General features: G+C 42.1%; 9 protein-coding genes. 4 read left to right on the top strand and 5 right to left on the bottom strand.

The window, feature by feature from the left end; all coding sequences use genetic code 11:
- The first annotated feature begins 7 nt into the window (after window positions 1-7).
- Together FJQ87_RS16895 and artM are read left to right on the top strand one after the other, a co-directional pair.
- Window positions 8-676 (top strand): ABC transporter permease subunit, encoded by a 669-nt coding sequence (locus FJQ87_RS16895; RefSeq protein ID WP_140933610.1) that lies wholly within the window; start codon window positions 8-10, stop codon window positions 674-676.
- Complete coding sequence (gene artM / locus FJQ87_RS16890; protein WP_240778768.1) at window positions 657-1355, top strand: arginine ABC transporter permease ArtM; 699 nt, start codon at window positions 657-659, stop codon at window positions 1353-1355. The genes FJQ87_RS16895 and artM overlap by 20 nt, the downstream gene beginning before the upstream one ends.
- 406 nt (window positions 1356-1761) lie before the next feature.
- Here the strand turns inward: artM and FJQ87_RS16885 are convergent, their stop codons facing one another.
- The 5 genes from FJQ87_RS16885 to FJQ87_RS18725 form a co-directional block, all read right to left on the bottom strand.
- A complete protein-coding gene (locus FJQ87_RS16885) occupies window positions 1762-4086 on the bottom strand; it encodes an ATP-binding protein (RefSeq protein ID WP_140933609.1) in 2325 nt (774 codons plus the stop codon).
- Complete coding sequence (locus FJQ87_RS16880; protein ID WP_140933608.1) at window positions 4067-4744, bottom strand: ABC-three component system middle component 1; 678 nt, start codon at window positions 4742-4744, stop codon at window positions 4067-4069. Before FJQ87_RS16880 ends, FJQ87_RS16885 begins: the two co-directional genes overlap by 20 nt.
- The gene (locus tag FJQ87_RS16875) at window positions 4737-5996 is read right to left on the bottom strand and encodes an ABC-three component system protein (RefSeq protein WP_140933607.1); all 1260 of its coding nucleotides are present in this window, start codon (window positions 5994-5996) and stop codon (window positions 4737-4739) included. The genes FJQ87_RS16880 and FJQ87_RS16875 overlap by 8 nt, the downstream gene beginning before the upstream one ends.
- Before the next feature lie 276 nt (window positions 5997-6272).
- On the bottom strand, window positions 6273-7727 hold the full coding sequence (locus FJQ87_RS16870; protein ID WP_206194350.1) for a sodium:solute symporter family protein: 1455 nt from the start codon (window positions 7725-7727) through the stop codon (window positions 6273-6275).
- Entirely contained in the window at window positions 7724-7864 is a 141-nt protein-coding gene (locus tag FJQ87_RS18725) for a hypothetical protein (RefSeq protein WP_168195218.1), read from the bottom strand. The genes FJQ87_RS16870 and FJQ87_RS18725 overlap by 4 nt, the downstream gene beginning before the upstream one ends.
- Before the next feature lie 608 nt (window positions 7865-8472).
- On the opposite strand from FJQ87_RS18725, the gene FJQ87_RS16865 reads away from it, so the two are divergent.
- Window positions 8473-9948 carry a carbon starvation CstA family protein gene (locus tag FJQ87_RS16865; RefSeq protein WP_140933606.1) on the top strand — a complete coding sequence of 492 codons (1476 nt, stop codon included), beginning with the start codon at window positions 8473-8475 and terminating at the stop codon, window positions 9946-9948.
- A gap of 345 nt (window positions 9949-10293) precedes the next feature.
- Window positions 10294-13593, top strand: a complete 3300-nt coding sequence (locus tag FJQ87_RS16860; protein ID WP_240778766.1) for a S41 family peptidase — start codon at window positions 10294-10296, stop codon at window positions 13591-13593.
- The last annotated feature ends 71 nt before the right edge of the window (window positions 13594-13664 follow it).

The following is a 13664-nucleotide window of genomic DNA, read 5'->3' as shown; positions in this document are numbered from 1 at the left end:
GCTACTTATGCATGACTTACTCTTGTTATTACTCTTGGCATCATTAACTACCATAGCGCTGGCGGTGGTTTCAGCCATGCTCGGCTTAGTGATGGCGATTATTTTAGCCTTACTAGAATCCACCCCCATAGTGTGGCTTGGCAAACTTACTCGCCTGTATATCATGGTGTTAAGGGGCTTGCCTGAGCTGTTAGTGGTGCTGCTAGTGTATTTCGGCTCAAGTCATTTGCTGTTTTTAGCCACTGGCGTCTTTATTGAAGTGAGCGCCTTTGTTTGCGGCGTGTTAGCACTTAGCACCATTTTTTCTGTGTACGTGTCGCAAATTTTGCGCGGCGCGTTACTTGCCATTCCCGCTGGGCAGTGGGAAGCCGGCGTTGCCTTAGGCATGGGGCGGTTATCGATATTTTTTACTATCTTACTGCCGCAAGTGTGGCGCCACGCCTTGCCCGCCTTAGGTAATCAATGGTTAGTGTTATTAAAAGATACTGCGCTGGTGTCACTGATTGGCGTTAATGACTTAATGAAGCAAGCGCAAATGGTGGCGTCCTCCACTTGGCAGCCGTTTACTTGGTTTGCCTGCGCCGCGCTAATTTATTTAATCATCACCTTAGTGAGTCAATACGGCCTTAAGCGCGCCAGCTGCTATGTCACTCGCTATGAGCGCGGAGATCATTAATATGCTGATTAACTTACTCGAATATTTGCAAGTCTTAGGTCATGGCCTAGTCATGACCTTAGGGCTGACGGCGATTTCCTTGCTGATTGGCAGCTTACTTGCCCTGTTATGCACCTTAGCCTTAACCTCAAGTAATCGCTTGATTTACTTTAGCGTTAAGGGCTACATCACAGTCTTTACCGGTACGCCCTTATTGGTGCAGATTTTCTTGATTTATTACGGCCCAGGTCAGTTTGCTGGCTTAACCGATAGCGTGTTTTGGTACTGGTTATCTGAACCGTTTTTCTGCGCCGCGCTCGCCTTGTCATTAAACTGCGCCGCGTACACTACCTTATTGTTTTATGGCGCGTTAAACAGCATCAATCAAGGCCAGTGGGATAGTTGCGCCAGCTTAGGCATGAGCCATAAGCAAACCTTAAGCGTATTAATGCCTTATGCGCTGCGCCGCGCACTGCCTGCCTATTCCAATGAAGTGGTATTATTGCTTAAAGGCTCATCGTTAGCCTCCACCATTACCATCATGGATATCATGGGCTGGGCGCAGCGACTTAACTCGCAAACCTATGACACTTTAGTGGTGTTCTCCGCCGCAGGTTTACTCTACTTAAGCCTAAATCTGGTGATTACCTTAAGCATGAGCCGCATCGAAAAACGAGTGCTGGCCTTTGAACAGGCTTAAGCCATTGATGTATTGATGGCACAATAAACAAAACAAAAGAAAAAGAAGACAAAGCTATTGCTTGCGACGCAAATCATTTAGCCCAAGCTATCTAGGTCATGCCATCTAAGCCAGCACTAGTGCTGGCTTAGATGGTGTGACTTAATCATACCATCGCCACTCACTGCTTATTTGTGGACATTTCCAAGTGAGACGTTTAGCACGAATGAGTGAGTTTCTAATAAAATTTCTATGGATAAGGCCTTATTAAAGAGTGATCAACGCAATATGTAAACTTCTTCACAGTACTAGATGCAACGAATTTCGAGTCACTCTTAAACGTTTGTATTGGGAAAATATAAAAAAGTGGCAAAATTTAGTTTATCACTATGTCACTATGTCACTATGTCACTATGTCACTATGTCACTATGTCACTATGTCTCTATGTTTTTTTAACATATTGATTTTATGATGAGATAATCCAGCTTTACTATATCGGTAGATTAAATAATTGGCTATATCTTGCTCATGAGTTGACATAATAACTTGCCGATCTCTCAGTTCTACTCTTAACAAGTCGCTTAGTGAGGCAATATTAATTTCATCCATGCATTGTGTTGGATCATCAATAAAAACAAAGGCAGTTTCCGCATATTTTTTGTTAAGTGCTAAGAATAAGGACAATGCAAGCGCACTGATTTGCCCGCTACTCATAGAAAGTACTGCATCATGCTCGTTTCCTCTAGCGGTTTTAAACTGCAACGGGGTATCTTTTTGAGTTCCATCCGCTCGCTCTAAAAATATCCCTAATCCAGTTTGCATATTTTGCAATAAGCGGCCGCTGTAGATATGAAAAAGCAGTTCAATTTCACCAAGCGTTCGATTTATATAGGTATTTCGAGCCTGGTTGAGTTGCTTCTCGGTATTTTTTAGCTTCTCTTCTACCCCATTAATGGCATTAAGCCTAGCTTTAGATAGATTAAGCGCATTTAGCTTCTGCCCATGAGTTACACTAACTAATTTTCTATATTCGTTGTGTATATAGTTAAGTTTTTCTTCTATGGATTCGAGAGTAATTCTTTTAAGTTCTTCAGGGGCATTAAAAGCGCTATAGAATATAGCTAAAGCCTGTTCTGGTAGAGAATCACTTTCAGGTTCAAATGTGAGTAGTATTTTATGACGAATATTTTCTACTTGTTCATTTTGTTGCTCTATTGTTTCTGCATATTCTTCAGGAAGTGAAATGTTTAGCTGTCGTATTCGATGGGAAATAGCTAATAATCGTTTGGTTTGATGCTCATGAGCTTCTATATCTTGCAGTAGCTTTAAATTGAATTCTTTATCGATTTTTTTAAGCTGATTTTGAAGGTGGAGTAATAATGATTGTAAGGTTAAGTCTATTTTTTTTAGACATTCAGCAATTTTATTTCCATTAAGATCCAGTTCGCTCTCTATCTGCTTGGTTCGCGCATCTATCGCAACAATTAATAGTTGTTGCTCGGTATAATCAAAACCACAAAGAGGGCAACTGCTTTCATTTTCGATTATTGTTGTTTTTAATCGATTACGTAATACCAACGTTTTGGTTTTAGTATCACCGATCGTATTTTGATAGGTTTTAAGTTGTTCTTTTTGTTTAACTAACTCTGAAAAATCATCAAAACCATCCGCTAACGCTTGCTTTAATAGAGGTAAATCAACCTCTGTTAGCTCAATTGCGTTCTTTTGTGCAACAATAATCACTTTCTCTAATGGCTTTCTTTGTTCGCGCAGAGCCCTTAATGATTTTAGTTTGTCAATATGTGAAGCAAGTCGAACTGTCAGCACGAATTCTTCGGTTTTTAAAAATTCACTCTTTTTCTGGTTCTGTATTCGTCTTGTCACCTCATCAGAGTGCTCAACAAGTGTTTTAAGCAAGTTAACTGAAGCTAACTGATTGGGATAATCATTAAGACGTTCGACTGTTAATGGAGTCTTAGAGTCCCAAACTGGAATTAATTCATTAGTTGTTAATCGAAAATATTCAAAAGATTGACCTGGCGTAGATAATTGCTGCTTAAGTTGTGCAACTTCTACATATAAAAATTCGTGTACTTTTATTTCATTGTCATAAGCCTGCTTTCGTGCGACTTTTAAGTTTCGCATATTGTCCAGCCGAGTATTTAACTCGTCAAGGTTGATGAGGTGTTCTATTTGTTTAGTTCTTGTTGTATCTTCACAAGAACCATCTGGAATTATCAGCGCTTTACTATCTTGTTGTAGATAGTTCAATACATCAAAGTTTTTTTGAAAATTACCTCCGAAATATTGCTTCCAGAACGTATTTTCATCTAAAATTTCTGTTGCTGATGACCAATCGTCAAATTCTTTTAATTGATATAACTTAAAGATAGAAAATTCACTTGGTTTGTTCATTTTCGCTTTCATATCTTTGGCATCAGCTTTGCGCATAATATTTATTGTCTGACTGCCATTTGTCAGTTCTGCGATGATACGAATATCGCCAGCGTAGCCATAGTGACGGTAAAGATTGCTTTTAAAGCTATGCTTGTTGGGTGTAACAGGTTTTAACCTAGCAGCAATTCGTGGTAGCTGACCACGAAACAATAATTGCTTAGCATCAAATAACGATGTTTTTCCAAACCCATTTGGACCATCATAGATAATGAGATCGCTGTTATATTGTTCTTCGTATGAAGAAAACGCTTTGAAGCCATTTATTTTCAGTCGATTAATTCGCCATTTGTTCATTAATTAATGCCTCCATGACTTCTTTATATCCATTACTAACGGTCAGTTGTGTCTCTATTGAGTTATAAAAACCTAATAACTGCTGCTCTCTTAGATATTGATCAGCAAGTTCATTTGCACTTGTTAATGTTTCTTCTTTTGCTGGAACAGCTAGGAATGGAAACTTAACGTAAAGGCGACAAGCCAAACTAAAGGCTGACTCATTAAAAGGGGCTTGCTTATAGTGATTAAAGGCCTCGGGTTCTGTAAGTAATATTTCTATACCTTCCTCTGAATCTAAGTATTGCTTTAGCTTTTCTGATTCGGCCTCTGTGTAGTAGAGAACATGTTTTTTGAGACTGTATGCGTTTTCTTCTATATCAAAGATCTTGTGCTCATATTTATTAAGTTCAGTCAGAGTATCTAGCCTAAACAGGATTACTAAATCAGTGTTTTTTGCGAAGGTTGGAATTTCTAGAAGACTCTGAGGGGTATTTCCTTGTATATACTCATTTAGCTCGGAAGGGGTGCTTAGCTTATCTGACTCTAAAACAACGAGAAAACGTTGATAGTTTAAATGAGCTGCTTTATAAAATGTTAGCTTTTCTAATGGAGTATCAAGTTGCACGAATTGGCAAGGTGAGCCTTCTACCACTTGCTGAATAATTTTTTTAATCATTTAGTTCCCGTTGAACATCATCTGGAGAAATGAATCTCACATTATGAATTTTGGTTAGGCGGCCTTGGCTTAAGTCTTCATCTGAAATATCAATAAACTTACCTGTTAATTTTGAGGCTTCGCTAAGTTGAAAAGGTGAATGCTTCATATCAACGATCAAGTTGTTATATTCATATAACACATCCTGAACAATTGAGTTTTCACGTAACGCCTCAACATTGTTCTGTATGTCTGATAGAGAGAGCTTTTCATTAATTTTTTTTAATTGGATGGCTGTTGGTAAATAAGTACCAAATTGTGGCTGGTGATAATGAGGGAGATCCTTAAGAACAACTAGTTGCTCTAACATTGCAATAATGCTCATATAACTGTCGACACTATCATCGTTAAACCCATTAATGGAAACTGAATTAAGATTTGGTTTTTTGGAGTAGTAAAGTCTTTTTAGTGTTTCTGAATTCATTTGAGCTATAGTATTCCGACAGGAAAATATGTCTATAAGCGATATGTCGTCAGACGCTTCATAGCTTTCCATCAATTCGTCTGTTCTATCTAAAATATTGCGCCTAAAACGGTTTAAAACAACAATTTCATCACTTTCATCTAGCACTTCCGATTTTAAGCATTGCTGAATTTCTGTTAGGAATATAGGTGTCTTATTTGCCGCATCAAATTTTAATTCACTATTGTTATGAATTTTGGCATGTGCATAAATAACTTTTGTATCAAGTAGAATATATAGAAGACCGAGCTTGTACTGGATTAGTAAAGGTGAGCAGTTCAGTTTAACTTTTTGTAAATATTCAGCGACTATTTGTTCTAATTGCACATTAACATGATCAAGTCTAAGGTACTTATTATCATCTCTGTAACGATAGAAATCTACTTGGTTATGAGTTGCATTAGTCGGGCTATAGGGGGAGAAATCATCCAGCTCACAAGAAACATGAAACCAACGCTTGGTACTTTTATCTATGCTGCTTGTAGATATTTCAGAGGCCTGATTAAGCGCCTCCTTATATGCAGAGCGACTTTTATTGTTCCTAGCTTTAACTTGATGAAGACTTAAAGCCTTCCCTGCCAAGTCATAAATCACGAAATCGTCTAAAGTCTCAACTTTTAAATGATCTGCTTTAGAATTGTCACTTATGAGTAAATGTATACAATGGTAGAGGGCAATTTTCCCTTGGTATATAAAGCCGCTCCATGATGCTATAGCACTGCTATTCTTTATTTTCTTTGAGATGTTCATATCTGATCAAATTTACGTTAATGGCTGGGATGTTAATACGTATCAGGTGAATTTGCACCATATCAAATATATTTATTTGTATTAATACTTCCTAATGCACACTCAATGGTTGTTCTGCTTCTTACCATCCATTATTTTTTGTATATCAAAACTAGCAAATCCTTCTAAATAAGAATTCTGTCGTTAGCTCATTTTTAGCAGAATTGAGTTAATGCAAGCTTTAGCTCAATTAGATAGCGATTTGAACATTGGCAGCTTAAGTAAAGGCTAATTCAATTACGACTTACATTGAGTGGCGACTTGGTATTGAAAGCCTTTAACCACTAAGGCGTAACTTAGGCAAGCAAGTAGCGATGAATATAACGGCGCTTCAACCCAGCCTAAATCAAAGCAAGTAAATAGGATGGCGCCGCTAATAAAGCCGGTAAGCAAGGAGGTGAGCGCTGCGTATATATTACCTGGCAGCCAGTGCGCCAATAAGGTCGGGGCAACTAAGGCGGCCATTAAGGTGCCTGAACCTAAAATCGCTAACATAGAGAGCATGACAGGCGGCGCAAACAGCATTAACACAAAACCTAACAGGCCAAGGGTGACCACAGCGCTGCGATTAAGCACTAACAGTTGGGTGCTATTAAGCTTTTTATGCGGCCAAATGGCTTGGCGCAAATCGTGGGAGGCAGCGCTTGCTATGGCATGCAGTACTGAATTAGCGGTAGATTTCATGGCGAACAAAATAAATAAGGTGACGATTGCCGCTAGGCCGGGTGATAAAAACTGGGTTAAAAATACCGGCATGGCATCATCGGGATTGGCTAAATTCGGTACTTTAAGGCGGATATAGCAGCCGACAATCGGCACTAAACTTAATAATAATGCCATCGGGGTAATGTAAGCCGCGACGTGATGCACCTTAGTGGTATTGGCAAAAGCCATAAAGCGCGATGACATATAAGGCAGGGTCGCACTATAAATAAAGGCATAGGGCAACACCATAAGTACGTGCCAGCGGCTTGAACCATAGGGGCCAGAATGATCGGGGGCGAGTAAATCACTGTCGATGGCGTTAAGCTGATTAAATAAGTCTAGCGGGGCAATATCACTAAATACTGTGGCGACAATAATAACCGCCGAAATACACATGCCTATGACCATAAAGGTATCAGTAAATGCCACCGCTGCTAATCCACCGGTGGCGGTATATAAAATAATAATACTGACCATAATAATCGAGGCTGTGGTGGGACTAATGCCTAACCATTGGCTGCCTAATAAGCCTAAGGCTTTAATTTGCCCGACCAGAAATACCAGTAGTAATAAAATAATAATAATGGCGGCAAACGCTTGGGTAATACGTTTTATATGGCTTGGGCCATCGTGACTATTGGCAATATATTCAGCTATGGTGAGGGTGCCCATAGATTGCGCTTTTTGATGTAAGAAGCGCGCACATAATAATACCGCCAGCACTATGGCGGGCGCGAAAAAGAAATTACCTAAGAGTTCTATCATGCCGTATTTATAGGCCACCCCAGGTGAGCCCATAAATCCCCAGCCAGAAAAGGCGGTAGCGACTATGGTGGCGGCGCCGATAAATGGCCCTAAACAGTTTGAGGCTAATAAGAATCCACTTTCACCTTTGCCTGAGTGCATGACGCGATTGCTATAAACCGATAAGCCTAACATGATGGCGACTGTGATCAGTAATAGCAGCCAATTGAGTAAGAAATTCATGCTGGTTCCTTGGCCACATAGGGCGCCAATTCTCCGCTGCCGTGATATTCATGGTAAGCAAAAATCACTATGACAAAAATACAAAGCAGTAAACTGGCAATAATAAATGCATCTAACGTCCAATAATTGGTAAACATTAGCTCGTCCTCATTGTATTTATTCTTATGCAGCAGAACGCCATCTAAATACTAGAATTCATGTACTTATATTCCTTTGGCTGGAATTCATCTTTATAGATTACCCCCATCAAAACTAGCGAATTTCTGCCGCAAACTATCGGAAAAATGCCGAGCATTAGCGGAAGATGTTAATTAATAGCAATTAGTGTTGTGATATGAACGCTGGCTAATTGAGTGGCAGTGTTTATCAGTATTTGGGCGAGATAAATAAGCGTTATTAATGCAATTGGCAGTATTTAATCGCGGTTATCTATGCTGTCATTTAATGCAAGCTTGGTTGATGAATAGTGTATAAGCACATGCTACATAAGCCTTTTACATCAATATCTTAGATGTTATTGCTAATATAGACTTTAGTCTAATGGCCAAACTATTGACCAAATGCAGCAAGTCGTTAACACTAGGCCAACTTTTTATAATGGCTCTGTGGTGCTTACCTTAATAGTTAATGTCTAGTTTCTGACTACCTTTGCCAACCTTGCCCCGACAAGTTAAAGGCTGGCGATAGTGAATATCCAAAAAAAAATGAACAAATAATACATAGCCAATAACACTGGATAATAATCATGCTGATTTTCTTTGGTTGCCTTGCCTTGCTAGTTGTAGCGTATAAGTTTTATAGCCCCTTTGTGGAGCGCCAAGCGGGGATGGATGAACATGCCAAAACCCCGCAGCAACGCTTTAATGATGGGGTCGATTATGTGGAAGTGAGTCCGATAAAAGCCTTCCTCATTCAATTTTTGAACGTCGCTGGCGTGGGTCCAATCTTTGGTCCTATTTTAGGCGCGTTATACGGCCCGATTGCCTTAGTGTGGATTGTGATAGGTAATATTCTTGGCGGCGCAGTGCATGATTACTTCTCTGGCGTATTAAGTATTAAGGAAGATGGTAAAAGCTTGCCGGAAATTGCTGGGCATTACTTTAACGTATTCTTTAAAGGCTTAATGTTAGTGTTCACCGCCATGCTGCTGTTTTTTGTGGGCGTGGTATTTATCATGAGCCCAGCGGGTCTGTTAAGTAACTTAAGTTATTTTGAAGGTACCTTTTTAAGCGGCAACACTTTTTGGGTATTAGTGATTTTACTTTACTACTTTTTAGCCACCTTACTGCCGATTGATAAAATCATTACTAAGTTATATCCAGCCTTTGGTTTATTAATGATAGTGATGACAGTGTCTTTAGCTGTGGCGTTATTATTTAATGCACCGCACTTACCTATGCCGGCTGATTTTCTTGCCTATTTCGATCACAGTCATTACAACGAAGAGTTATTGCAACCCAACCCGAATGGCTTACCTGTATGGCCCTTGTTATTTGTGACCATTACCTGTGGCGCCATCAGTGGTTTCCATTCAACTCAAGCGCCAATTATGGCGCGCTGCTTAACCAACGAAAAATATGTGCGCCCTGTGTATTTTGGCGCCATGATGTCTGAAGGCGTAGTGGCTTGCGTATGGGCACTGGCTGGTATTGCGGCTTTCCCTGGTGGTTATGTTGAATTAAAGCAAGTGCTTGACCAAGGTGGCCCAGGTTTAGTGGTTAATCAGATTGCTACGAGTTATTTAGGCGTAATGGGCGGCGTAATGGCGATTATTGCCGTGGCTGTATTCCCTATTACTTCGGGTGATACCGCCTTTAGATCGCTGCGTTTAACCATGGTAGACGCCTTTAATATTCCTCAAAATCTGCGCAACCGTTTATTGTTGTCAGTGCCTATTTTAGTCATTGCTTACTTTATGACTAAAATCGATTTCACCTTAATTTGGCGTTACTTCGCGTTCTCTAACATGCTGTTATCAACCAGCGTCTTGTGGTTGGCCACTAAGTATTTATTAGACCGCAATGCCTTCCATTGGATAGTGAGCTTACCGGCTGTGATTGGTACCAGCGTTACCTTCTCTTACATTATGACCGCAGGCATAGGTCTTGGATTAGCCCAAGAGTTAAGCCGACCCATAGGTATTGCTGTCGCTATTGTCTGCTTGATAGCCGTAGTGTTAGTGGATAGAAAATACAAGCTTGCGGCTGCCGCTGCGGCGTAAGTCGCTGTTAATTAGTGACTGTTAACCAGTGATTGTTAACTAAAAGACCTCGCTTGCGAGGTCTTTTTTTTAAGGTGTATTTATCGAGCCCTAGTCACTTAATGGCAGCAATGAATCGTCATAAGTCTGTTAATTAGCTCGGTCATCACGAAAATGATGAATTCACTGTATTTATCTTGTTACTAACAAGTTGTTGGCTTGACGATTTGTCGTTATCAATTCAAAGTGTGGGCTGAAGAATAAGCACCACTAATGAGCCAAAGCCAACATAGATCAATAACGACTCATTAGTTGCAATACCAGCTTAGCGGCTACTGGCCCTAAGTGATAAGAAGTTAGGGGATCATGATGAAGAACAAGCGCTTTATTATCAGTGCGGTGGCGGCGGCCTGTTTGGCGGCTAGCGCCCATGCTGAGACCTTTTTATTGCAAGAGCCAAGTTTGGCTAAAGGCAACTTAGCCTTTGTGTATGGTGGTGATATTTATGTGGCCGATAAGCAAGGATTGCAAGTCAAACGCGTCACGTCGCACGCTGCCAGCGAAACTAACCCGCATTTATCTCCCGATGGTCAGTGGATTGCCTTTACCGGTGGCTATGATGGTAATCAAGACGTCTATATAGTGCCAACGGCTGGCGGGCAACCGCAGCGCTTAACATGGCACCCCGGCATTGATGAAGTGAAAGGCTGGTCGCCCGATGGCAAGCAAGTGCTCTTTACCTCGCACCGCGATATCGCCCATAACCGCACTGGCCAACTATTTACCGTAAGCATTAATGGCGGCATGCCAGCCAAAGTGATGCAAGCCGCGGTATTTGATGGTGAGTTATCCAGCGACGGTAAAAAATTAGCTTACAATCCAGAACGTTTAGCCCATGGCGGCAAAAACGGTTGGCGTAACCACAGAGGCGGCACTACGCCGCCCATTTGGATTTATGACCTAGCGCTACACAGTTATACCGAAATCCCTCACGGCAACTTTAGTGACAGCTATCCTATGTGGGTGGGCGATGATATTTATTTTATTTCAGATCGTAATAACCATAAAAACCTCTACCGCTATAGCGCGGGTAAAGTCAGTCAAGTCACAGAATTTACCGATTGGGACATTGCCAACGCTGATGCCTATGGCACTGAAATTGTGTTTGAAAAGGGCGGCGCCCTGTTCATCTTTGATACTGTCACTGGCCTAAGTAAAGCCATAAGCATAGATATTCAAGCAGATTTACCCCAGCGCCGGCCGCAGTGGAAAGATGCGATGAAATCGTTAACGAGCAGCCAATTGTCTACCACTGGCAAGCGAGTGTTAGTGAGCGCGCGCGGCGATGTGTATAGCGTGCCAGTCAAAGATGGCAGCACTTATAACTTAACTAATAATGCCGCCGCCAATGAGCGCGACGGCTTGTGGTCACCTAAGGGCGATAAGCTCGCTTACATCACAGATAAGAGCCGCAGTTATCAGCTGGTATTGAGTGACCAATTTGGCAAGGTGCTCAAAACCGTTAATCTTGGCGGCGATCTCGGTGATGCCTTCTTGTTTGAATGGCTTAATGATGGCGATCATATTGTTTATGGCGACGCCGAAGCGGGATTATGGCTACTGAATATCAATTCAGGTAAAAGCCAGTTAGTGGCTAAGAGTTTTGGCATTAAAGCCTCTGGCGTTGCTAGCTCGCCCGATAGCCAGTGGTTAGCCTATACCAAGCTTAATCCTAATTATTTAAGTGACTTATATTTATATAACATTAAGTCGGCCAAGCATTTTAAAGTCACAGATGGCATGAGTGATAACAGCGAGCCTGTGTTTAGCCGTGATGGTCAGTACTTGTATTTTGCCTCATCGACTAACCAAGGGCCGTCAGCCTTTGACTTAGATTTATCCAGCCAAGAGCAGCCAAGGCGTTATGGTTTATACGCCTTAGTGTTGCAGCAAGACGGCAAGTCGCCATTACTGCCTAAGCTTAGCGATGAAGCTGACATTAATGCCACTGAAAAACCAGCAACCCCTGCAACCCCAGCGGTTGCAGGCAAAACTGCTGAGCCAAGTGCTAGCCCTAAAACTCCAGAAGCGGCAGCGCCTGTGGTTATCGATACCGACAACTTAGCGCAGCGCATAGTCGCGCTTCCTGTCGCCCAGCGTAATTATTGGGATTTAGTCAGCGCCGATGATAATCATCTCTACTTTATTGAAGGCGTGCAGGCTGGCGCCAGTATTGAAGTTGATGGCCAAGGTTTAGCGAGCTCAGAGCTTAAGCGTTTTAATCTGACCGAGCGCAAGGTTGAAAGCTTAGCGCCGGATGTTAGAAGCGTAAGCGTGTCGGGTGATGGCAAACAGTTATTGTTAGTCAGTAAGGATAAGACACTGTCGACGGCTGCCGTTGGTGAAACCATTAAACCTGAAGTGTTAGTCACTACCGATGTTAAAGCGCTTATCGATCCACACCATGAATGGCAGCAAATCTTTGATGAAGCCTGGCGGAACGAGCGGGATTATTTTTACGATGCCAATATGCACGGCCTAGATTGGCAAGCGGTTTACCATAAATATCAACCGCTAGTGAAGCATGTGGCGCGCCGCGAAGACTTAAACAGCTTAATGCGCGACATGATTTCTGAAATGCAGGTAGGCCATAACTACATAGTGGGCGGCGATATTCATCAAGAGCCGAACGTTAAGGTTGGGCTATTAGGCGCGGATGTCGCTATTAACAAAGGCTTTTATCAACTCACTAAGATTTATAACGGTGAGCGCTGGAATCCGCATTTAAAAGCGCCGCTGGCCGTGCCTGGCTTAGATGTTAACGTCGGCGATTATATTTTGGCGGTGGATGGTAAAAACCTAAATACAGACGTGAGTTTTTACTCTTATTTTGTCAATAAGGCCGATAAGCAAGTGCGCCTTACCGTGAGTCGTGATGGCAGCTTTGCTAACAGCAAAGTGGTAGTGGTTGAACCCATAGCGAGCGAGAGCGAATTGCGCCATGTGCATTGGGTCGAAACCAACCGCCAGTATGTGGATGAAGCCTCTAAAGGTCAGATAGGTTATGTGTATTTACCTAATACCACGACCGCGGGTTACAGTAGCTTTAACCGCATGTATTTTGCCCAAGTCGACAAGCAAGGCATGATTTTAGATGAGCGCAGTAATGGCGGCGGCCAAGCGGCCAACTATATTACCGATGTCTTGAGTCGCCAGTATTTATCTGGCTGGAAATATCGCTCTGATGAGATGATGTTTTCTACGCCATCGGGCGCCATGTATGGCCCGAAAGTGATGCTGATTGACCAAGATGCGGGCTCTGGCGGTGACTTTTTGCCATACGCCTTTAAACGCTTAAAGCTTGGCACCTTGATTGGTAAAACCACTTGGGGCGGCTTGATTGGCATTTATGCTAACCGTCCATTTGTCGATGGTGGCACAGTCACTGTGCCTAACTTCCGCTTCTTTACCCCAGATCATGAATGGCGTATTGAAAACGAAGGGGTAGCGCCGGATATCGAAGTGGAGTTAGACCCTGTCGCAGTCAATCAAGGCCGCGATCCACAGCTTGATAGCGCCTTAGCTGAAGTAACCTTGCAGCTAAAAACCGCTAAGCCAGTCGTGCACCAGCAAGCGCCAGCATTTCCTACTGAGCTTGGAAAATAGCAGGCAAAAGCGCGCTAAATATGGTCTTGGTCATTAACAACAAGCCACTCAATTGAGTGGCTTGTTTTATG

The sequence above is a fragment of the Shewanella sp. SNU WT4 genome, assembly GCF_006494715.1.
GTDB lineage: Bacteria > Pseudomonadota > Gammaproteobacteria > Enterobacterales > Shewanellaceae > Shewanella.
This window is presented reverse-complemented; position numbering and strand designations above follow the sequence as displayed.

Coding starts and splice junctions, on each gene's coding strand:
- FJQ87_RS16895 (WP_140933610.1), top strand. CDS start 8: ATGCATGACTTACTCTTGTTATTACTCTTGGCATCATTAACTACCATA.
- artM (WP_240778768.1), top strand. CDS start 657: ATGAGCGCGGAGATCATTAATATGCTGATTAACTTACTCGAATATTTG.
- FJQ87_RS16885 (WP_140933609.1), bottom strand. CDS start 4,086: ATGAACAAATGGCGAATTAATCGACTGAAAATAAATGGCTTCAAAGCG.
- FJQ87_RS16880 (WP_140933608.1), bottom strand. CDS start 4,744: ATGATTAAAAAAATTATTCAGCAAGTGGTAGAAGGCTCACCTTGCCAA.
- FJQ87_RS16875 (WP_140933607.1), bottom strand. CDS start 5,996: ATGAACATCTCAAAGAAAATAAAGAATAGCAGTGCTATAGCATCATGG.
- FJQ87_RS16870 (WP_206194350.1), bottom strand. CDS start 7,727: ATGAATTTCTTACTCAATTGGCTGCTATTACTGATCACAGTCGCCATC.
- FJQ87_RS18725 (WP_168195218.1), bottom strand. CDS start 7,864: ATGTTTACCAATTATTGGACGTTAGATGCATTTATTATTGCCAGTTTA.
- FJQ87_RS16865 (WP_140933606.1), top strand. CDS start 8,473: ATGCTGATTTTCTTTGGTTGCCTTGCCTTGCTAGTTGTAGCGTATAAG.
- FJQ87_RS16860 (WP_240778766.1), top strand. CDS start 10,294: ATGATGAAGAACAAGCGCTTTATTATCAGTGCGGTGGCGGCGGCCTGT.